Consider the following 20,994-nt stretch of genomic DNA (forward strand, 5'->3'; position numbering starts at 1 on the left):
ATCGGCCGGCTGGGCGCGGGACTCCGCCCTGTGCGCCGGCTCGGCGGCGCGCAAAAGCTTTTCGGCCTCCGATTGCGCGAAACGGTCGAACGGGCTTTCCGCCACCAGCGTCTCAACGCCAATGTCGCGATAGAAGCGCAGCAGGGCCGCCGCGCCGTCCCGGTCGAACGCCGTCGGATCGATCATCGCCGTTTACTAGCCCCTGCGCAGGCGAACGTCCATTTCCACGCCGCTGGAAAAATCGGCGGACAAGGCCCGGGGACAGTGGACAGACGCGCGTGAACCGCTAAGACATTTATAAAAGGAAAATGTGGGGAGAAGAAAATGAGCGAACTCGAACCTCGCGAGTCCATGGATTACGATGTCGTCGTGGTCGGAGGCGGCCCGGCCGGTCTCGCGGCGGCGATCAGGCTCAAGCAGATCAACCCCGACTTCACCGTGGTCGTGGTGGAAAAAGGATCGGAGATCGGCGCGCATATCCTGTCCGGCGCCGTGATCGATCCCATCGGCCTCGACAAATTGCTGCCCGACTGGCGCGAGGATCCGGCGCGTCCGCTGACGACAGAGGTCGTCGACGACCATTTCTACCTGATCGGCGAGACCAAAAGCTTAAAGCTGCCCAATGCGGTGATGCCGCCGCTTCTCGGCAATCACGGCAATTTCATCGGCTCGCTCGGCAATGTCTGCCGCTGGCTCGCCGCCAAGGCCGAGGCGATGGAAGTCGAAATCTATCCCGGCTTCGCCGCCGCTGAAGTGCTCTACGGCGACGCAGGCGAGGTGCTCGGCGTCGCCACCGGCGACATGGGCGTCGGCCGCGACGGCAAGCCCAAGGAGTCTTTTACACGGGGCATGGAGCTGCGCGGCAAGTACACCTTGTTCGCGGAGGGCGCGCGGGGATCGCTGACCAAGCAGATCATCGCCCGCTACCAGCTCGACGCGGGCCGCGAGCCGCAGAAATACGGCATCGGCATGAAGGAGCTGTGGCAGATCGACCCCGCGAAACACCGCCCGGGCCTGGTGCAGCACACCTTCGGCTGGCCGCTCGACAACCACACCGGCGGCGGCTCGTTCCTGTATCATTTCGAGGACAATCTGGTCGCCGTCGGCTTCGTCCTCCATCTCAACTACAAGAACCCGACGCTGTCGCCGTTCGACGAATTCCAGCGGTTCAAGCAGCATCCGTTACTCCGCGACACCTTTGTCGGCGGCAAGCGCATCGCCTATGGCGCCCGCGTTATCAGCGAAGGCGGCTGGCAATCCGCGCCCAAACTGGCTTTTCCCGGCGGCGCGCTGATCGGCTGCGCGGCGGGCTTCATCAATGTCCCGCGCATAAAAGGATCGCACAATGCGTTCCTTTCCGGCATCGAGGCGGCGGAGGCCGCGGCCGAGGCGCTGGCGGCGGGACGCGGGCATGATGAATTGTCGGCTTATGAAAACGGCTGGCGCGACGGGCCGATCGGCCGGGATCTGAAGAAGGTGCGCAACGTCAAGCCGCTGTGGTCGAAATACGGCACCATCGTCGGCGTGTCGCTCGGCGGGCTGGACATGTGGACCAACACGCTGGGTTTCAGCCTGTTCGGCACGCTCGGCCACGGCAAGCCGGATTACGCCACGCTGAAGCCGCTGAGCGAGGTCGAGCCGATCGTCTATCCCAAGCCGGATGGAATCGTTTCCTTCGACAAGCTGTCCTCGGTGTTCCTCTCCTGCACCAATCACGAGGAAGACCAGCCGGTGCATTTGAAACTGGCCGATCCCTCGATTCCCGTGGCGAAAAACCTGCCGCTCTACGGCGAACCGGCGCGGCTTTATTGTCCGGCGGGCGTCTATGAAGTGGTCTATGGCGACGAGGCGACCAAAGCCGACCCGCGCTTCGTGATCAACGCGCAGAATTGCGTCCACTGCAAGACTTGCGACATCAAGGATCCCGCGCAAAACATCACCTGGACGACGCCGGAAGGCGGCGGCGGTCCGAACTATCCGAATATGTGACCTAACAGACGTCCAGACTTTACCAAGTATCAAGCGCGCGGGCTTACACTGGGTCGAACTCCAGAGGATTTCGACCCCAGAGGATTTCGCCCATGGTCAGCCCGCGCAGATACCTCCGGCCCTTGCTCGCGGCCGGAACTCCCCTGGCCTTTCTCGTGGCGGGCGGCTTGCCGGCGCTCGCGCAAGGCTACGCCAAGGACTCGTCCCTTCCCGGCTTCGACAGCCTGATCGCTCTCCTTGGCTACGACAATTTGCAGGGCGACCAGCGCGACCTGCTGGCGTTCGTGCTGATCCTGTTCGGGCTGGGCTTCGGTTATTTCTCGCATCTGGGATTCCGCGGCGCCGGCCTGGGCGTCATGCTCAACGGGCTGTGCGGTCTCGTCGGAAGCTGTCTCGCGCTCTATCTGCTCGGCCCGAAATATGGCCTGCTGTCGCAGGTTCAGGGCCGCACCCATGATTTCCTGCTGGCGGTGCTGGTCGGCGGCGCCGCCGTGCCGGCCCTGATCCTCGCCATCATGCTCGCCAATCTGCGCAGCCGCGCCACCGTCAATTTCTTCTATTGGCGGTCGCAGCGCAAGCTCAACGTCCAGCGCGCCGCCCTCATCGAGCCCGAACTGCCGCCGCGCATCGCCAATCTGCTGAAGAAGTAGGGTCGGCGGCCGTTCGCCCGGGATGACGCAAAAGGGCGGATTGCGGGCATGGCGCGAAGGACCGGTCCCGATAAAACACCGGCTTCACTTTGTATTCCATGAAATATTTATCTCTGACTTCGTAGTCATAAAATCAACGCCGCTTACCCACGGAAGCTATTGGGCGCTATAATTTAAATTATCGACAATTCGTTACCCATAATGATAAAATCATTTTGGTTTCGAGAACGGATTTGCTTGGCAAGACGCGATCAATCGCATGCTTTTTTCGAAACAGTGCTCAGTTCACATGCCTCTCAAGAGTGCTGAACGATGGCTCCAGCAAAACACGGCGCGTCTCGACGGTCATCGCGGAATGCATCGTCGCTGGACGATGTCCATCAATTGCGTTTGAGACTGGCGGCGGTGGGTGAAGAAAACGCCGCGCTGCGGAAAACACTGGCGAAAGCCCGGCATCTCCATGCAACCAATAGCCATGATTTGGCCGGCATGCGGGCGAGCCGCGCGGCGGTCGGCCCAGTTGAAGATCTGAATGGTTCCGGACGATTTACCGCCGGAATGGCCGACTTCCATGTGTTGGCGGAGTCCTTGCCCCAGATCGTCTGGATTACCGACGCCAACGGGCGCAACATTTTTTTCAATCAGAAGTGGGTTGAATATACAGGCCTGACGCTGGAGGAAAGCCATGGCGATGGCTGGAACAAGCCCTTTCATCCCGATTGCCGCCAAAGAGCTTGGGAGGCTTGGCAAAACGCCGTTGCGAACACCAGCGAATACGCGCTGCAATGTCGCCTTCGTCGAGCGGACGGCGCTTACCGCTGGTGGTTGATTCGCGGCGCGCCGCAATTGGACGGGAGCGGATCAATCGCACGATGGTTCGGCGCCTGCACGGATATTCACGATCTGAAAGTGGCGAACGCTGACGCCGAGACCTTGATCCTGGCGAATGACTTGCTCGTCACCAGCGAGGCCGCGCTGGAGAAATTGCTGGCGTCGGCTCGCGAGGAAACGAGGGTGGGGCGCTCCGACCTGATGGAAACCATCGTTGCGCTGGCTCTGTCGCGGAAGGAAGCCAGCGAGGGACAATCAGACCTTGTCGCCAGCGAGTTGGCCAACAAGATCCTCGGCCGCGATAACGAACTTCTGGCCACAAGCGAGGCCGCGCTGGAAAGACTCGTCGAAGAGCGCACAGCGGCGTTGATGCGTGAGGTCGAGGAGCGGCGGCGCGCCGAGGAGACCTTGCGGCAAGGCGAGAAAATGCAGGCCATTGGCCAGATTACCGGCGGCATAGCTCACGACTTCAACAATCTGCTGCAAGTTTTCATGACCGGGGTTGGTCTCCTGCGCCGCCCCGGGCTTTCGGACGAGATTCACGCGCCCGTGCTCGACGCGATGGATTACGCGGTGGAAAGCGCGGCGGCCCTCATCAGCCGCCTGCTGACATTCGCCCGCAAGCAGGCGCTTCGACCGGAAGTGTTCGACTTGAATGCGCGCATCGCCCATATCCGCGAATTGTTGACCGCCACGCTCGGCGCGAGCGTCAGTTTGCAGACCGATTGCGCCGCGGATCTCTGGCCGGCGATCGCGGATCCGAACCAACTCGATATTTCGATCCTGAATCTCACGGTCAACGCGCGTGACGCCATGTTGCCGGATGGCGGCGCGCTGATCCTGCGGACTTACAATGTGTCGTTGGAGGCGACGTTCGAGCGCCCGGCGGGCGACTACGTTTGCCTTGCGATCGAGGATTCCGGATCAGGCATGTCTCCTGCCGTTCTGGCTCGGGCGTTTGAGCCCTTTTTCACGACGAAGACGGAAGGCAAGGGAACCGGACTCGGCCTTGCTCAGGTTTATGGGTTCGCCAAGCAATCCGGCGGCGATGTCGCCATCGAGAGCGCGCCGGGCAAGGGAACGATCGTCCTGTTCCATCTTCCGCGCCCAACGGCGGCGACACTCATCAGAGAGGCGAAGCAGGAGGAAAAAATGGCGACGCAATCGGTCCGGCAAACGGCCAGAACTGTGCTTGTGGTCGAGGACAACCCTGCTCTGGCCAGTTTCACCGCGTCAATGCTCGAAGAACTGGGCTATGTCGCCAAATGCGCATCGAACGCCGCCGAGGCCCTGGCGCTGCTTGAGCGCGGAGAATTGATCGACGGCGTCTTCTCCGATGTGTCGATGCCGGGGGCGATGAACGGTTTACGGCTGGCGAGCACGCTGCGACGGGTTTATCCGCGCCTCGCGGTGTTGCTGGCGACTGGCTACAGCCTGTCACTGGAGGAAGATGGGCATGCGGCCGAGGCGGAGGTCTTGAGCAAACCCTACCGGCGCCATGATTTGCAAGCCGCTTTGCAACGGGCTTTCGTCGCCGTCGAGAAGAGCTAGAGCGCATTTTCTTCACGCGAACCGGCATCCACTTCGCTTGAAAATGCTCTAAGGCGACGAGGCGAAATAACCGCTTCAATTCCGGCGCCGGATAAGCGCCACGACGACCGCTGAGTGTGCGGCCGCCGCCTGTTGGAGCTTTCCTGTCGCAGGACCGCAATGAGGCCGGATCCAATCGTCGCTTGAGGTCGCCCGGCGACGATTTCGACCGTCAGCCCCGCGAGGCCGCGAAACTCTTGGGATCCGCGCGCGCCCATAACTGGCGCAGGTTGGGATCGCGCGCGCCACGAAAGAACTCGCCCTCTTCCAGAGCCGGATAAAGTTCGGTGAAGCTCGCCACCTGGCTTTCGGACACGCGGCGCCGGAACAGGCTCAGCGTGAAATCGCCAGGATGGTCGAGGCCGGAGGCCGCCACCAGTTCCGCCAGACAATGCAGCGTGGCCGCGTGATAATTGGCGACGCGGATGATCTTGTCCGAAACCACGAGAGCGCGGGACCGAGCAGGGTCCTGGGTGGCGACGCCGGTCGGGCAGGCGTCTGTGTGGCAGGACAGCGACTGGATACAGCCGACCGAAAACATGAACCCGCGCGCGGAATTGCACCAGTCCGCGCCGATCGCCATGGCGCGGGCGATGTCGAAGGCCGTGGTGATCTTGCCGGAGCAGCCGATCCGGATTTTTTCGCGCAGGCCGGCGCCGATCAACGCGTTATGCACAAAGCTCAGCCCGTCGCGCATCGGCGTGCCCAGATGGTCCATGAATTCTCCCGGCGCCGCGCCGGTGCCGCCCTCCTTGCCATCGACCACGATGAAATCCAGAAGGATCCCGGTCTCCTGCATCGCCTTGACGATGGCGAGGAATTCGCCGGGCTGTCCCACGCAGAGTTTGATGCCGACCGGCTTGCCGCCCGAGAGGTCGCGCAAGCGCTTTGCGAAAGCGATCAGCTCCAGCGGGGTCGAAAACGCGCTGTGGGCGGCGGGCGAGATGCAATCCTGGCCGAGCGGCACGCCGCGAATGGCGGCGATTTCGGGCGTGACTTTCGCCGCCGGGAGCACGCCGCCATGGCCTGGCTTGGCGCCCTGGCTCAGCTTGATCTCGATCATTTTTATTTGCGGCTTTTGCGCGATGGCGGCGAATTTCTCCGGCGAAAACGCGCCGTCGAGGGTGCGGCAGCCGAAATAGCCGGAGCCGATCTCCCAGATCACGTCGCCGCCCTGCGCCTCGTGATGGGGCGACAGCGAGCCCTCGCCGGTGTCATGGGCGAAGCCGCCTATTTTCGCGCCGCCGTTCAGCGCGCGAATCGCATTGGCGCTGAGCGCGCCGAAACTCATGGCGGATATGTTGAACACCGAGGCCGAATAGGGCTGCGCGCAATCCGGGCCGCCGACCGTGACGCGAAAGTTCGCGTCGGCTTGCGGGCGCGGCGCGAAGGAATGCAGCAGCCATTCGTAGCCGTCGGCATAGGTCGCGAGCTGTGTGCCGAACGGCCTTTTATCGAGCTGCATCTTGGCGCGCTGATAGACCAGCGCCCGGCGGTCGCGCGAAAAGGGCGCGCCATCGGTTTCGCTCTCGAACAGATATTGGCGGATTTCCGGGCGAAGCTGCTCGATCAGGAAACGCAGATGCGCGAGAATCGGATAATTGCGCAGGATCGCATGCGGCTTTTGCCAGAGGTCGCCGAGGCCGATGGTGGTGAGAAAGCCGAAAACCACCAGCGGCAGCGCCAGCCAATCGTATTCGCCGGGATGGCGCGCCATGAAGGCCAGAGTCCACACGAAGGCGCCGATGCTGAACAGCAAGGCCCAATGGCGCGGCGCGAAGATCACGGAAAGCGTACGCATGGGCGTTTCCTTGGCAAATTCTGAAGCGGGACTATAGATGCGCTGGTGACACTTGTGCGAAATTGGCGGAGGCGTTGCGCAGGCGTGCAAGGACGCCTTGCGTTAACGGTGTTATTTTGCAATCCACCTCGTCCCCCGACCGCGCCACGAGAAAAGTCCTGTCCGAAACGTCAAAAACCACTCCTCCCGCCCTCATTGTCGTCGCCGGCTGTCTGATCGCCCTGATTTCGTTCGGGCCGCGTTCGGTGATGGGGGTGTTCCAACTGCCGATTTTCGCCACGCGCGACTGGGGCGCCGGCCATTTCGCCATCGCGCTGGCGCTGCAAAACCTGCTGTGGGGGCTGTGCCAGCCTTTTTCCGGCGCGCTGGCCGACCGTTTTGGCGCGCGCCCCGTGCTGATTTTCGGCGGATTGTTCTATGCGCTGGGGCTGGCGCTGATGGGCGTCGCGCCCTCGGGCCTGACCTTCGACCTGTCCGCCGGCCTGTTGATCGGGCTGGGCCTGTCGGGCGCCTCGTTCAATCTGGTGCTGGGGGCCTTCGCCAAGCTGCTGCCGCCCAAGCGCCTGTCCTATGCTTTCGGGGCGGCGACGGCGGCGGGTTCGTTCGGACAATTCTTGTTCTCGCCGCTGGCGGGCGGCCTTGTCGCCGGCAAGGGCTGGGAGACGACCTGCCTGATCTTCGCGGGCGTCACGCTGCTGATCGCGCCGCTCGCTTTCGCGCTCAAAACCCCGCGCGGCGATTTTTCCGCGCGGGGCGGTCAGGGCGCTGTGTTGCGGCGGGCGCTGGGCCATAAATCCTACATGCTGCTGGCGGCTGGCTTTTTTACCTGCGGCTTCCAACTCGCCTTCATCACCGTGCATTTCCAGCGTTATGTCGTGGAGGCTGGCCTCTCGCCGCAACTGGGCGCCTGGGCCTTCGCGCTGGTCGGCATATTCAACATTTTCGGCTCGCTGCTCGCCGGCTATCTCGGCGGCTTCCTGCCGCGCCCTTACATCCTCGCCTTCATCTATTTCGCCCGCGCGGTGGCCACCGCCATCTTCATCGCGCTGCCGGCGACGTCCGATTCGACGCTTGTTTTCGCCGCCGTCACCGGCCTGCTGTGGCTGTCCACGGTGCCGCCGACGTCGGGCGCCATCAGCCGCATGTTCGGCGCCGGCAACCTGTCCATGCTTTACGGCTTCGCCTTTTTCCTGCACCAATTGGGCGGTTTTCTCGGCGTGCTCCTCGGCGGTTTTGCACGGGCGGCGACCGGCTCTTATATGCCGGTCTGGCTGCTGTCGATCGCGCTCGGGGTGATTTCCGCCCTGCTCAACTTGCCGGTGGTCGAACGCGAGGTGGAGCAGCCCGCCGCCCAACCGGCGCAATGAGGACGTGCTTGTGAACACTTATGTCATCGACCCGCCGCCCCAGGCCTGCGCTCCGGTCGCGGGCGGGGGCCTGTTTCCGGTGCGGCGCATTTTCTGCGTCGGTCAGAATTACGCGGATCACGCCCGCGAAATGGGCGGCGACCCCAATCGCAACCCGCCGTTCTTTTTCAGCAAGCCGGCCGACGCCCTTGTTGTGAACGGCGCCGATGCGCCCTACCCCAGCCTCACCGACAATCTCCACCACGAGATCGAACTGGTGGTGGCGCTGGCGCGGGGCGCTTCAAACATCGCGGCCGGCGCGGCCGAGGAGACGATCTTCGGCTATGCCGCCGGCATCGACCTCACCCGCCGCGACTTGCAGGCGGAGGCGAAAAAGGCGGGCCGCCCCTGGGACATGGCCAAGGGGTTCGATGCGTCGGCGCCCGTCGGCCTGATTCGCCCGCTGAGCCAGACCGGCCGGATCAACCGGGGGCGCATCAGCCTGAGCCTGAACGGCGCCCCGCGCCAGGACGGCGATCTCGCCGACATGATCTGGTCGATCCCCGATATCATCGCGATCCTCTCGACCTATGTGTCGCTGGCGCCCGGCGACCTGATTTTTACCGGGACGCCGGCAGGCGTGGGACCGGCGCTCAGCGGCGACGTTTTACGCGGCGAGATCGAGGGCGTGGGCGAGGTGACGACGCGGATCGTATAATGGGTCAGCCGGCGTTGGCGCCGAGCCAGAAGTTCAGCTCGGCGGACACGGGCTTGCCGCCCTTGAAATAGCGGGCCTGCCAGTGGTCCGTCGTGTCCAGCGGCTTGCCGAACACGCTCTTGTTGATGTGCAGCCAGTAGCGCCATGCGTAATGGTCGTAAACGTCGAGCACATGGCAGGCATAGGCCTGCGCCAGCGCCTTGTGCCCCTGCACCACGACGAAATTCTCGTCATTGTTGTGGGACGCGCGATAACCCAGATTGTGCGAGCCGGTCACCACGACGCAATCGTCGTCGAACGGGTCGATCACCACGATCTTGTCGTGGATGATGGCGTGGCCAGCCTTCAACAATTCGGCTTCCCAGGCGCCGAAGGCGTCGTCCTTGCCGACATGGCCGGCCGGAATGGCGCGATAGTCGATGTCGCCCTTCTCGGTTTCGCTGCCAGGGCTGCCGCCTTCGCCGATCAGCCCCACATCGCCGTCGGGCGCGTCGCTTCCTTTATGGCCCTTGAGCGCAGCGGCGAAATTGGCCGCGCGCTGAGGGCTGGTCAGCGCCCCGCGCACGAACAGGTGCGGATTGGCGGCCAGGGTCTCGCCGGCGACGTCGAGAATCGACTTGTTGCCAGGGTCGAAGGCGAGGAACAGGATCGCCTGCTTCGCGCCGCGCATCAGGTCGAACACGAAGCCCATGTCGGCGGGGTCCTCGATTCGCCTGGCCTTGGGATTCCAGCTCTTGACCTTGGTGCTCGGCGCGAAGAAGACGTGGACCTTGGCGCCGTCGTCAAGCGTGACGGGAGTTTGCACACTGTCCGCATTGGCGGCGCGGACCCATTTGCGGAAGTCCGGGCCTTGCAGATCGCTGTCGTCCTGGGCGTCGCCGGTGTCCTTCTCCAATTGGTCCCAATAGGCTTGGTAGAGCGCGGCGACTTCGGCGTTATCTATGACGAGCCCATTGTTGGTCTGCGCGGCCAGCGCGTTCATGGTCCAGTTGGTCGAGCCGGTGAGAACCTGCGCCGGTTTGTCGTCCTGCTTCAGGATCAGGAACTTGTTGTGCGGAATGTGCTGGTCCGGCAGGATGCGGTCGGCGACGGGGACGCCGGCGGCCTTGAGCGCCGCGCGGTTGTCCGAATCCACATCCTCGACCACCTCGCGGTCCGCGCCCTTGCCGTCCGAGGAGCGCTCGTTGCCGAGCACCACCGCGCGCGCCTTCGGATCACCCTTGTCCTTGGCCTGTAGCCGGATTTCCAGCCCGTCCGGATCGTTCAGCTCGTAAAGCGCGGCGCGGATCTCGCCATTCCCGCCATCGGCGCGGTCGAGCAGTTCGGTGAGGCCCTCGAACAACTGGCCGCACAGCATCTTGCGCAGCTTGTCATCCGGGTTCGCCAGGTGGCGCATCAGGCGGGGAACGCTGGGCGTGCCGAGCGCCCTGGTCACCGCCGGTGTCGCGACGATCCCCCGGTTGAAATAGGCGCGGAACGAGCCGCGTTTCGGCGAAAGGACGACCGTGTTCGTTTCGAGCGGCGCAACGCCGTCGAGCGGCTTCAGCGCGCCGGGCGCTCCGCTCAAGGGCACGATCTTGTAGCGATATTCGACCTCGCGCGCGGCGCCCAGATCCTTCCACCAGAATTTCTGGACCGGCGCCTGTTCGGTCGTCCCGCCAGCGCGCGGCGACTCGCCGGGGAAAGTCGCCATGGCCGGCAAGGGCGTTTCGGTTCCCGCGTGAACATCGATGCGATGGACGGAGAAACCCAGGCAGCCTTCGATCTCCTTGTCGAAGCTCCAGGCGATGACGGCAATGTCATTGTTTGAAAAGGCGAGGGCTTTCATGAACATGCCTCCCGGACCAAAAAAACCGGTTCAGAATAGCGCCAAGCCGTAACATTTCAAAGACGCCCGGCGCTCACCGCGCGAACGGCCAGGAAAATCCTTCGCCCTGCTGGCCGCGATGGCGCAGGAAATGGTCGGCGAGCACGCAGGCCATCATGGCTTCGGCGATCGGCGCGGCGCGCACGCCGACGCAAGGGTCGTGCCGGCCTTTGGTGCGCAACTCGACCTCCGCGCCGTGGCGATCCACCGAAAGCCGGGGCGTCAGGATCGAGGAGGTCGGCTTGACCGCGAAGCGCGCCACAATGGGCTGGCCCGTGGAGATGCCGCCGAGAATGCCGCCGGCGTGGTTGGCGAGAAAGTGCGGCCCCTGGTTCCCCGCGCGCATTTCGTCGGCGTTGTCCTCGCCGGTGAGTTCGGCCACGCCGAAACCGTCGCCGATTTCCACCCCCTTGACCGCGTTGATCGACATCAGCGCCGCCGCGAGATCGGCGTCGAGCTTGCCATAGACCGGCGCGCCCCAGCCGGCGGGGACGCCCTCCGCGACCACTTCCAGCACCGCGCCGACGGACGAGCCCTTCTTGCGGATGTCGTCGAGATACTCGGCCCAGAGCGCGGCGGCCTGGGCGTCCGGGCAGAACAGGCTGTTGCGCGAAACCTCGTCCCAATCCCAGCGCGAACGGTCGATTTTATGCGGCCCCACCTGAATCATGGCTGCGCGAAGCATCACGCCGGGAATCACTTTGCGCGCGACGGCGCCGGCGGCCACGCGCGCCGCCGTCTCGCGGGCGGAGGACCGCCCGCCGCCGCGATAGTCGCGGATGCCGTATTTGACGTCATAGACGTAATCGGCATGGCCCGGACGGTAGGAGTCCTTGATCTCGCCGTAGTCCTTGGAGCGCTGGTCGGTGTTCTCGATCAGCAGCGCGATCGGCGTACCCGTGGTGAGCTGCGCGCCGGTCTCGTCGGTCATTACGCCGGAGAGAATTTTGACCGCGTCCGGCTCCTGTCTTTGCGTGGTGAAGCGCGACTGGCCGGGCCGGCGCAGGTCCAGGAATTGCTGGATTTCCGCCGCCTCCAGCGGCAGCCTCGACGGGCAGCCGTCCACCACGCAGCCGAGCGCGGGGCCGTGGCTCTCGCCAAAAGTGGTGACGCGGAACAAATGGCCGAAAGAGTTGTGCGACATGGGCGGTGGGGCCTGCGAGTGGTTCGTCAACAAGCCCCTAAATCATGGATTGCGGGGAACGCCAAGCCTTGTTACCCCAGGCCTGTCATCCAACAGCGGGACGAGGGCATGGCGGGAAGCGCATTGCGACGGCTCAACTACGACCAGCCGATGACGCCGCTGGCGATCTGGGCGAACACGCTGGCCAAGACCTCCATCGTCGTGGCGCTGCTGGCCTTGGCCGCCAGCCATGCGCGCGGCGGCGTCGCCGGTTTTGTCGCCGTGCTCACGCTCAGCCCGACCCGCGCGCCGTCTCCGGGCCTCGGCCTGTTCCTGTTCGTCACCGCCCTGGTTATCGCGGCGGCGGCGGCGCTGCTCGCCCTGGCCGCGCTTGTCGCCATCTGGCGCGACGGCCGGCGCGGCGCCAGACACGTCATCGCCGTCTTCCTGCTGTTGACCCTGTTCATCCCCTATCCCGCCTGGCTGATCCATTCGGCGGGCGCCCCGCCCTTCCTGGCGGATATTTCCACCGATTACGAAGACCCGCCGGCGTTTTCGGCTGACGCGGCGGTGGCGGGCGCGCGCGGCTGGGTTCCCAAACCGCTCGACGCCGGGCGCGCGCAGGAGCAAGTGGACGCCTATCCGGACGCAAAACCGATCCTGCTCGATCTCGAAACCGACGAGGCCTTCAACGCCGCGCGCGACGCGGCCACGCACATGGGCTGGACCGTCCTCGACGAAATCCGTCCGGGCGGCGCGGCGCGACCCGAGGGGCGAATCGAGGCGCTCACTTATTCCCTGGCCCTGCACATCCCCATCGCCGTTTCCATCCGAATCAAACCGGCCGCGGACCAGACCCGCGTCGACATGCGCGTGGTCATGCGCTACGCGCCCAACGATCTTGGCGCGGGCGCGAGCTTGATCGGCAAGCTGACGGAGGCGTTGGAGGACAAGGACAGCGAGGATTAGTGTTCGGCTTTACGCGTTTTTTTAACGCGAACCGGACTCCCCTTCGCTCTAAAACGCCAGCGCCCCCCGCAACCGGTCGAACTGCTCATCGCCGTGCGGGATGCCGAATCGCAGCCAATCCGGCTTTTCCGCGAAGGGCCGGACCAGCACGCCGGCGCGACACAGGCTTTCAAAGATGTCCGGCGCCTTGTCGTGGCGGACGAGGCGAAACAGCGGCGTTCCCCCCACGGGCGCACAACCCGCTTCGCGCAAAACCGCGTCCAGCGTCTCGCCCTCGCGCGCCAGACGCGCGGCGCTTTGTCTCACCCAGTCCACATCGCCATAGGCCTGAAGCCCGATCTCCACCGCCGCGCCGCTCACCGCCCAGGGGCCGAGCGTCTGCCGCAACCGCCGGGCAAAAGGCTCGGGCGCGAGCGTAAAACCGAGCCGCAGCCCCGCCAGCCCGAACACCTTGCCGAAGGAGCGCAGCACGATCACGCCCGGCAGCGGCAGCATCGAGGCGAGGCTGGCGCCGGGCAGGAAATCGACGAAAGCCTCGTCCACGATCAGCCATTTGCCCTGCGTGGACAGGCGTTGCGCCAGATCGCGCAGCGCATCCCCGCCCAGCAGCCGCCCGTCGGGATTGTTGGGATTGACGATCACCGCGACCTCCGCCGCGAGCAAATCGTCCAACGTGTCCGCGATGAAAACCTCGGCGCCGTTCAAGGCCCAACAGCGGGCGTGTTCGGCATAGGCGAAGCCGAACACGCCGACTTTTTGGGCCGGAATGAGCCGGGGCAGCGTCTGCAGCAGGGCCTGCGTGCCCGGCGCCGCGACGCAGGCGGCGCGCTCGCCCAGGCCAAAGCAGCGCGCGGCCGCCGCCTCCAGCGCCGCGATTCCCTCCCGCTCCGGCAGGCGGGCGTAAGCGTCCCGGCTCGGCGCGGCGAAGGGGTAAGCAACGCAATTGATCCCCGTCGAAAGATCAAGCCAGGGCTTGGGCGCGTCGGGGTATTTTTTTGTTGCGGCGGAAAGGCTCCCGCCATGATAATGAGGCGCGTCACAGGGATTCGCCATGATAATATCCGCCTTCACTCTCGCCCTCGCCCTCGCGGCTTTGTTGATCGAAGCCTTCTTCTCCTATCCGCCAAAGGTGTACGCCGCAATCGGCCATCCGGTTGGCTGGATCGGCGCGTTGATCACGCGTCTCGACGGCTGGCTGAATGCAAGCCGCCTTTCCGCCGAGACCCGCAAGACCGGCGGGATCGCCGCCATCGCGATCATTGTAGTGGTCGCGGGCGGCGCCTCCTACCTGTTCGCCGACTGGGCCGGCCACGGAATCATCGGGTTCCTGCTGCTGGCGGCCATTATCTCCAGCCTGATCGCGCAGCGCAGCCTGTTCGACCACGTGGACGACGTCGCCCGCGCGTTGCAGCTTGAAGGTCTGCCGGTCGCGCGCGAAAAGGTCGCCAAGATCGTCGGCCGCGATGTCTCCGACCTGGACGAGGCGGGCGTCGCCCGCGCCGCGGTCGAGAGCCTCGCCGAGAATTTCTCCGACGGCGTGGTGGCTCCGGTGTTCTGGACCGTGCTGTTCGGGCTCGTCGGCGGCGCGACCTACAAGGCCGTCAACACCGCCGATTCGATGATCGGCCACAAGAACGAGAAATATGCCGTGTTCGGCCGCGCGACCGCGCTGCTCGACGACATCCTCAACATACCGGCTTCGCGGCTTTCGGCCGTGTGGCTCGCCATCGCCGCCGCGATCACCCCCGGCGCCAACTGGAAAGCGGCCAAGGACGCGGTTCTGCGCGACGCCCGTCGCCATCGCTCGCCCAACGCTGGCTGGCCGGAAGCGGCGATCGCCGGCGCGCTCGGCTATAAGCTGGCCGGACCGCGCGTCTATGAAGGCGCGTTGGTCGAGGACGCCTATATGGGCACGGGCCGCGCCGAACTGAACTTCGCCGACGTCAAGCGCGCGCTGACGCTCTATCGCAAGGCCTGCATCGTTCAGGCGGCGGTGATCGCCGTGGTGCTGATCCTGGTGTGGTAAAACCAGATCAGTCCTCGTCCTCGTACATGAGCCGGCCCAGCAGGGCCGGCTTCATTTTTTTGAGTTTGCACTCGATGTCGCGATCGTAATTGCGATCATTGGGATCGAGGTTTGCTCGCGTTTTCCGACCATATTGCCGAAGGAAACGTCCGATTGCGGCCGCTTGCAGCGCGCGTTTTTGATCACGATTGAGATGGCGGCTTTTCGGTTTGGTGCGGTCGGACAAGAGCTAGCCCTCCAAGAAGAGCCAAAACTAGCTCCTTCCGCCTTTTGAAGCCAGACTTCGCCCGCCAGCTACGATTACCTCGCCAGACCCAACAGCGCGTCGAGATCGACATGGGCGCCGAGGTGATCAGCCAGTTCGTCCAGAATGCGCTCGATTTCGCCCTCGTAATTCAGCCCGGCGCTTTCCGCCCCGATCCAGCCCAAAAATTCGGCGCGAAAGGCGTCCGCCGCGAACAGGCCGTGGACATAGGCCGCGCGCACGGTCCCCGTCGCGTTGCGCGCCCCCTCGGCGCGGCCATCTGCGAAACGCAGCAAGGGCCTGGCGCAATCGGCGCCTTTGGTGACGCCGACATGCATTTCATAGCCGGAAAAAGCCGCGCCATCCGTCGAGACGCCGGCGCAAGCAGCCAGGGTCTTGTCGCCGGAGAGCTCGGTCTCCACCGCCAGCAGGCCAAGGCCCGGCGCGGCGCCCACCGGCCCCTCCATGCCCAGCGGATCCGCGATTTTCTCGCCAAGCATCTGATAACCGCCGCAAATCCCAAAAACCTTCCCCCCGCGCCGCGCATGGGCGGCAAGATCGATGTCCCAGCCCTGGGCGCGAAAGAAGGCGAGGTCGCCGATGGTGGTCTTGCTGCCCGGCAGGATCACGAGATCGCAGACCGGCAGCGGTTGGCCCGGCGCTACCATGACAAGTTCGACATCGGCTTCCGCTTTCAGCGGGTCGAGATCGTCGAAATTGGCGATATGCGGCAGCAGCGGGACCACGATTCTCTTGCCGACCCCGTGCCGCGCCCCGCGCAGGGAAAAGGCGTCCTCAGCGGGGAGCTGCGCCGCGCGATGGAAAAAGGGAATGAGGCCCAGCGGCGCCCATCCGGTTCGATCCGCGATGATCGCCATGCCAGCGTCAAATAGTCGCGGGTCGCCACGGAACTTGTTGACGAGGAAACCCTGGATCAGCGCGGCGTCCTCGGGGTCGAGCACGGCCTTGGTCCCGACGATCTGCGCGATGACCCCGCCCCGATCAATGTCGCCGATCAGGACGACCGGCACGTCATGGGCGCGGGCAAATCCCATATTGGCGATGTCGTTGGCGCGCAGATTGACCTCGGCCGGGGACCCCGCGCCCTCGACCAGCAGGAGATCGCGACCTTCGCCCAAAATTTTGAACGAATCCGCGACGAAACCGGCCAGTTGCGCCTTGCGGCTCTGATAGTCGGCCGCTTTCGCCTGTCCGAAAATCCGGCCGCGCACCACGATCTGCGCGCCGACCTCGCTTTGGGGCTTCAGCAGCACGGGGTTCATGTGGACGCTCGGCGCCAGCCCGCAGGCGCGCGCCTGCAAAGCCTGCGCGCGGCCGATCTCGCCGCCGTCGGCGGTCACGGCGGCGTTGTTCGACATATTCTGCGGCTTGAACGGAGCGACGCGCAGGCCCCGGCGCGCGAAGGCGCGGCAAAAGCCCGCCACCAGCAGCGACTTGCCGACATCGGAGCCCGTGCCCTGGAACATCAGCGCGCGGGTCACGGAAGCCTCGACCTGCCCTCTCCCCACGCGCGGGGAGAGGGACAGCCAGCGATCGGCATATGCGTCATTCCTCGAAAGCCGTGATTTCGATGCCGAAACCGGACAGGCCGACATAGGTGCGCGGCGTCTTGGTGCGCAGGCGGATCGAGACCACGCCGAGATCGCGCAGAATTTGCGCGCCGAGGCCGATGTCGAGCCAGTTCTTCGCCCGCGCGGTTTCGGCGCCGGTCTCCTCGCCCTGTCCCACCAGATTGGCCGGCACGCCCGCCGCGCCGTCGCGCAGATAGATCAGCACGCCGCGTCCCTGCTTCTGAAAGGTTTCCAGCGCGGCGTCGATCTGCGCGCCGCCGCCGAAAACATCCTTCAGAATATCGGCGCGATGCAGACGAGCGGGAACGTCGCGGCCGTCGCCGATGTCGCCGGCGACCAAGGCGATATGCTGGACCTGATCGAACGGGGTGACGAAGGCGTAGCCTTTGAACGTCCCGAATTTGGTCGCGACCGGAAATTCGGCGACGCGCTGCGCCAGATGCTCGCGCGACTGGCGGTAGGCGATCAGCTCCGCCACCGAAATCTGCTTGAGTCCGTGTTTCTTCGCGAATTCGGCGATCTGCGGCCCGACCATCACCGTGCCGTCGTCATTGGCCAGTTCGCAGATCACGCCGACCGGCGGCACGCCCGCGAGTTTGCACAGATCGACGGCGGCCTCGGTATGGCCGGAGCGCATGAGAACCCCGCCCTCGCGCGCCAGCAGCGGAAACACATGGCCCGGCCGGACGAAATCGCTCGCGCCGAAATTGTTGTTGGCCAGCCCCCGTACGGTGTTGGCGCGCTGCTCGGCCGATATCCCCGTGGTCAGCCCGTGCTTCACATCCACCGAGACGGTGAAGGCGGTGCCGAGCGGCGCATCGTTTTCGGCGACCATGGGGGCGAGATGCAAGCGGCGCGCTTCCTCGGCCGCCAGCGGCGCGCAGACGATGCCGCAGCAATTGCGAATGATGAAGGCCATTTTTTCGGGCGAGCACAGGCTCGCCGCCATCACCAGATCGCCCTCGTTCTCGCGGTCGTCGTCGTCGGTGACAACAACGATTTCGCCCCGCTTGATCGCTTCGATCGCCTCATTCACCGAATGAGTCATGCCAACATCCATCCTCTTGTTGTCTGCCGGAAATTCGTGCAGAAAGTCGTTCGGCGTAACCGCGCCGCCGGTTTCGCGCGCTATGGCTTGCGCCGTATCGCGCGACATCCACACGCTCTCCTGATTGCACAACTGGCTCACAGCGCCAGGCGTCAGGCCGAGCCGCCGGGAGAATTCGATTCGGCTCACGCCGGATTTGCGCAACCAATTCGCCAGCTTCATGGCGTCAGAGGCTAGAGCTTTTGCTGATTTTAGCAATACTAAAATCGCTTGTCGGAACATCCGGCGCGCGCGCGGCGTCTTTTTCCGTTCTGGTCGTGAGCGCCGCTTTGATCGCCGGCCCTGCCCTCGCCAACGCCTGCGACGATGTGACGCAGGATGGCAGGCATTACACGATTTGCAAGTTCGATCCGCGCCAGGACGACATCCGCACTTTTTGGCGCGGACCCAGCGGCGCGCCGCTGGGCTCGTTCTCGGCCGTGTCCGCCACGCTGGCGCCGGGCGAAAAACTGGTCTTCGCCATGAACGGCGGCATGTACGACCGCGACGATGCGCCGGTCGGTCTCTACATCGAAAAGGCCGAGGAATTGCGCCGCGCCAACACCCGCGGCGGCCCCGGCAATTTCCATCTGAAACCCAACGGCGTGTTCTTCGTCGGCGGCGGCAGGGCCGGCGTGGTGGAAACCACCCGCTTCCTGAAAGAGCGGCCCGCCGCCGACTACGCCACCCAGTCCGGCCCCATGCTGGTGATCGGCGGCAAGATCCACCCGCGCATCCATGCCGAGGGCGTTTCCGAAAAGTCGCGCAATGGCGTCGGCGTCGATCGCGATGGGCTCGCGGTGTTCGCCATTTCCAACGAACCGGTGACCTTCCACGCCTTCGCCGACCTGTTCCACGACACGCTGCATTGCGACAACGCGCTGTTTCTCGACGGCTCGATTTCCGCGCTTTACGCCCCGGACCTCGGCCGCGAGGATTTCACCCTGCCGCTCGGGCCGATGATTGGGGTCGTGGTCAAGGGAAAATAGCCGCTGGCTCGCGGTGCGCCAGGAGGACCTCGCCACAGCGCCCGCCGCGACGCAAGGCAAATCCCTGCGCGTGGCGTCCGCCTTGAACGCTGGGCCACTCGAAAGACGCCTTCGACGCTCGCCGATCCGTCCGAAAAGACCCAATGGCCGAAAAACGCGCGGCCATCTCGCTGGCGGCGGTTCAATCGGAATTCGCCCTGTCCGCGCGGGTTCGCCGACGGCCTACTGCTTGTAATACCCGACGCCGCAGCCCAGATCGCCCGCCTTTGCCACCAGCGTCACCTTTGGAACCGGCGTATCGTCGGCGCCTGGCCTTGGAAACAAATATCTGACCTCGGCGAATTGACCTTCGGGCTTGTGCTGGCCGTCAAAGATTTCCCGGCCATAAGCTTTGCCCGTGACGTCCATGAGCGCCCGCGCATCCTTTCCAAGCAGATATTTGGCATTGGGGTTGCCTATCGCGACAACCTTGCCGTCAGCGAGACTGTCACAAAAGACATAGAGATCCCGGTCAAGGAAACCGCCCTCCCCTTTGTTGAACATTTCGAGCGCCCTGGGTTTGTCGGCTTTCACGGCGGCGACCGCCCTCTCCAACATGGATTTGGCCTCGGCCGCGGCGCCGCCGGCCTGCTGAGCGAAAGCGGCCGGCGAGAGCGCGACGATTGCAGCGGACGCCGCGCCGATCAAGACTATGCGGACCATGGGTTTCCTCCTCGCTTTTATTGTCATGGCTTAATTATTGTCATGGCTTTGCGAGCACGTCGCCGACGCCCGCACTTTCCGAGGGTGTCGCGCAACCATCAAGAAAGCTTTTTCGCCATTGTAATCCGGCTTTTCACGTTGTCGAAGCAACAGGGCTGACGCCAACGCCGCGATTCAATTTTAATAGTTTGAATTTTAAAGTTATTTTGCATTCAAGCGCGGGGACGACGCGGGTTCATTTTTTCGTGATTCCCGCAACGATTGACTCGTCGTTCGCTTCGAGTCGAACGCGGCCAAGGCCCTCGCATTCGAGCGCTGGGCCGTTGTGCTCAGCCCTTGAGTTTTTCAGCGGCCGTAATTCCCGCGAGAATCTGATCGGAAATGTTCTGCACGGCGGCCGGCGCGTGGGAGATGAACAAGGTATTGGTCTTGCTCTGCTCGCCGATCGACTTCAGCGTGTCAAAATACTGGGTGACCAGCACAAGCTGCATGACCTCCTTGGCGCTGGCGTCGCCCAGCGTGCGCTGGAAATCCTCGATCGAGCCGCGCAGGCCCTCGATGATCGCCTTGCGCTGGTTGGCGATGCCCTGGCCCTGCAAGGCCTTGGACTCGGCTTCGGCCTCCGCCTTCTTCACCACCAGAATCTTTTCCGCCTCGCCGCGCGCCGCCGCCGCCACCTGCTCGCGCTGGGCGGCGTTGATGTCGTTCATCGCCGATTTCACCTTGGCGTCGGGGACGATGTCGGTGACAAGCACATTGACGATTTCATAGCCGAACGCGGCCATGTCGACGTCCAATTCGCGTTTCACCGCCGCCGCTATGCTGGACTGGCTGGCGAAAACCGCGTCGAGCGTCATGCCCGGCACATGGCCGAGCACGACCTGCTCGACATAGGCGCGAATCTGCGCCTCCGGGTCGGACAGGCTGTAATAGGCCGCGAACACCTTTTCGGCGCTGACGCGCGTCTGCACCGAGATCGGAATGGTGACGAAGACATTGTCCTTGGTCTTGGTCTCCATGGTCAGCGCGATCTGGTTGACGCGCAGGCTCATGCGCCCGGCCACGCTTTCGATGAACGGGATTTTCCAGTTCAGGCCGGCGGCGGCGGCGCGCACATAACGTCCGAACCGGGTGATGATGGCCATTTCCGCCGTCTGGACCGTGAAGAACGAGCTGAGCACGATCGCGAGCAACAGGAACAGGCCCAAGCCCAGCACTGCGTTCACGGCGAAATCCGCGTAAGAGTTGATCATCCGCAATGGTCCATTCTACGTCAGCGCCTGATCCGATTCGATTGGATCGGATCAGGCGCCAGTTTCCTGTTTTGACGCATTCTCTTAGCGCGAACCGGCATCCGCTTCGCTGGATAAGGCTTCAGAGCACGATGCGTTTCCACGGAAACGCATCGTGCTCTAGACTCTTTGTTTTCGCATGATCTTCTCCAAAAACCGGTGTCCACTTTTTGGGATC

General features: G+C 64.2%; 18 protein-coding genes and 2 pseudogenes. 9 read left to right on the forward strand and 11 right to left on the reverse strand.

The genetic code is table 11. The features are described 5' to 3' along the window. Positions 1 to 186, reverse strand: a pseudogene (locus CCR94_RS07765) (hypothetical protein); the annotation flags it as partial. 138 nt (positions 187 to 324) lie between these two features. Between CCR94_RS07765 and CCR94_RS07770 the strand changes: the two are divergent. Then, a complete protein-coding gene (locus CCR94_RS07770) occupies positions 325 to 1,989 on the forward strand; it encodes an electron transfer flavoprotein-ubiquinone oxidoreductase (protein WP_244593975.1) in 1,665 nt (554 codons plus the stop codon). A 92-nt stretch (positions 1,990 to 2,081) separates the two neighbouring features. After that, positions 2,082 to 2,639, forward strand: a complete 558-nt coding sequence (locus tag CCR94_RS07775; RefSeq protein ID WP_104507306.1) for a hypothetical protein — start codon at positions 2,082 to 2,084, stop codon at positions 2,637 to 2,639. 345 nt (positions 2,640 to 2,984) lie between these two features. Here the strand turns inward: CCR94_RS07775 and CCR94_RS26585 are convergent, their stop codons facing one another. Next, positions 2,985 to 3,212 (reverse strand): hypothetical protein, encoded by a 228-nt coding sequence (locus tag CCR94_RS26585; protein ID WP_158254662.1) that lies wholly within the window; start codon positions 3,210 to 3,212, stop codon positions 2,985 to 2,987. Between CCR94_RS26585 and CCR94_RS26590 the strand changes: the two are divergent. Together CCR94_RS26590 and CCR94_RS07780 are read left to right on the forward strand one after the other, a co-directional pair. Next, positions 3,198 to 3,497 (forward strand): annotated as a pseudogene (locus CCR94_RS26590) (PAS domain-containing protein); the annotation flags it as partial. The gene CCR94_RS26585 and the pseudogene CCR94_RS26590 overlap by 15 nt on opposite strands. Before the next feature lie 51 nt (positions 3,498 to 3,548). After that, positions 3,549 to 5,021: an ATP-binding protein gene (locus CCR94_RS07780; protein WP_244593977.1), complete on the forward strand. Its 1,473-nt coding sequence runs from the start codon at positions 3,549 to 3,551 to the stop codon at positions 5,019 to 5,021. Between the two features lie 211 nt (positions 5,022 to 5,232). Here the strand turns inward: CCR94_RS07780 and CCR94_RS07785 are convergent, their stop codons facing one another. Next, positions 5,233 to 6,861: an FMN-binding glutamate synthase family protein gene (locus tag CCR94_RS07785; RefSeq protein ID WP_104507308.1), complete on the reverse strand. Its 1,629-nt coding sequence runs from the start codon at positions 6,859 to 6,861 to the stop codon at positions 5,233 to 5,235. 116 nt (positions 6,862 to 6,977) lie between these two features. Here CCR94_RS07785 and CCR94_RS07790 point away from each other — a divergent pair, with 116 nt between their 5' ends. Both CCR94_RS07790 and CCR94_RS07795 read left to right on the forward strand, forming a co-directional pair. After that, positions 6,978 to 8,228: an MFS transporter gene (locus CCR94_RS07790; RefSeq protein WP_425332321.1), complete on the forward strand. Its 1,251-nt coding sequence runs from the start codon at positions 6,978 to 6,980 to the stop codon at positions 8,226 to 8,228. 10 nt (positions 8,229 to 8,238) lie between these two features. Further along, positions 8,239 to 8,925: a fumarylacetoacetate hydrolase family protein gene (locus CCR94_RS07795; RefSeq protein ID WP_104507351.1), complete on the forward strand. Its 687-nt coding sequence runs from the start codon at positions 8,239 to 8,241 to the stop codon at positions 8,923 to 8,925. 4 nt (positions 8,926 to 8,929) lie between these two features. Here the strand turns inward: CCR94_RS07795 and CCR94_RS07800 are convergent, their stop codons facing one another. Both CCR94_RS07800 and aroC read right to left on the reverse strand, forming a co-directional pair. Further along, entirely contained in the window at positions 8,930 to 10,753 is a 1,824-nt protein-coding gene (locus tag CCR94_RS07800; protein WP_104507352.1) for a phospholipase D-like domain-containing protein, read from the reverse strand. Positions 10,754 to 10,826: 73 nt separating this feature from the next. After that, positions 10,827 to 11,936 (reverse strand): chorismate synthase, encoded by a 1,110-nt coding sequence (gene aroC / locus CCR94_RS07805; RefSeq protein ID WP_104507309.1) that lies wholly within the window; start codon positions 11,934 to 11,936, stop codon positions 10,827 to 10,829. Between the two features lie 108 nt (positions 11,937 to 12,044). Between aroC and CCR94_RS07810 the strand changes: the two genes are divergently transcribed. Further along, positions 12,045 to 12,884 carry a DUF1499 domain-containing protein gene (locus tag CCR94_RS07810; RefSeq protein WP_158254664.1) on the forward strand — a complete coding sequence of 280 codons (840 nt, stop codon included), beginning with the start codon at positions 12,045 to 12,047 and terminating at the stop codon, positions 12,882 to 12,884. A 48-nt stretch (positions 12,885 to 12,932) separates the two neighbouring features. Here CCR94_RS07810 and cobD read toward each other — a convergent pair whose 3' ends face one another. Then, positions 12,933 to 13,937, reverse strand: coding sequence for a threonine-phosphate decarboxylase CobD (gene cobD / locus CCR94_RS07815; RefSeq protein ID WP_104507311.1), 1,005 nt, complete (start codon positions 13,935 to 13,937; stop codon positions 12,933 to 12,935). Here cobD and cbiB point away from each other — a divergent pair. Then, on the forward strand, positions 13,936 to 14,910 hold the full coding sequence (gene cbiB / locus CCR94_RS07820) for an adenosylcobinamide-phosphate synthase CbiB (protein WP_104507312.1): 975 nt from the start codon (positions 13,936 to 13,938) through the stop codon (positions 14,908 to 14,910). The two genes, cobD and cbiB, sit on opposite strands and share 2 nt — an antisense overlap. A 7-nt stretch (positions 14,911 to 14,917) precedes the next feature. Here cbiB and CCR94_RS25645 read toward each other — a convergent pair whose 3' ends face one another. From CCR94_RS25645 to ribB, 3 genes are all read right to left on the reverse strand, one after another. Continuing rightward, complete coding sequence (locus CCR94_RS25645; RefSeq protein WP_104507313.1) at positions 14,918 to 15,136, reverse strand: hypothetical protein; 219 nt, start codon at positions 15,134 to 15,136, stop codon at positions 14,918 to 14,920. A 74-nt stretch (positions 15,137 to 15,210) separates the two neighbouring features. Next, entirely contained in the window at positions 15,211 to 16,641 is a 1,431-nt protein-coding gene (locus tag CCR94_RS07830; RefSeq protein ID WP_104507353.1) for a cobyric acid synthase, read from the reverse strand. A 79-nt stretch (positions 16,642 to 16,720) separates the two neighbouring features. Continuing rightward, positions 16,721 to 18,016 carry a 3,4-dihydroxy-2-butanone-4-phosphate synthase gene (gene ribB / locus CCR94_RS07835; RefSeq protein ID WP_104507314.1) on the reverse strand — a complete coding sequence of 432 codons (1,296 nt, stop codon included), beginning with the start codon at positions 18,014 to 18,016 and terminating at the stop codon, positions 16,721 to 16,723. 107 nt (positions 18,017 to 18,123) lie between these two features. On the opposite strand from ribB, the gene CCR94_RS07840 reads away from it, so the two are divergent. Next, positions 18,124 to 18,822, forward strand: coding sequence for a phosphodiester glycosidase family protein (locus CCR94_RS07840; RefSeq protein ID WP_244593978.1), 699 nt, complete (start codon positions 18,124 to 18,126; stop codon positions 18,820 to 18,822). A gap of 222 nt (positions 18,823 to 19,044) precedes the next feature. Here the strand turns inward: CCR94_RS07840 and CCR94_RS07845 are convergent, their stop codons facing one another. Continuing rightward, entirely contained in the window at positions 19,045 to 19,524 is a 480-nt protein-coding gene (locus CCR94_RS07845) for a cache domain-containing protein (protein ID WP_184421460.1), read from the reverse strand. A 329-nt stretch (positions 19,525 to 19,853) separates the two neighbouring features. After that, entirely contained in the window at positions 19,854 to 20,777 is a 924-nt protein-coding gene (locus tag CCR94_RS07850; protein WP_184421463.1) for an SPFH domain-containing protein, read from the reverse strand. Positions 20,778 to 20,994: the final 217 nt, after the last annotated feature.

This window comes from Rhodoblastus sphagnicola, from assembly GCF_002937075.1.
GTDB classification, from domain to species: Bacteria; Pseudomonadota; Alphaproteobacteria; order Rhizobiales; family Beijerinckiaceae; genus Rhodoblastus; species Rhodoblastus sphagnicola.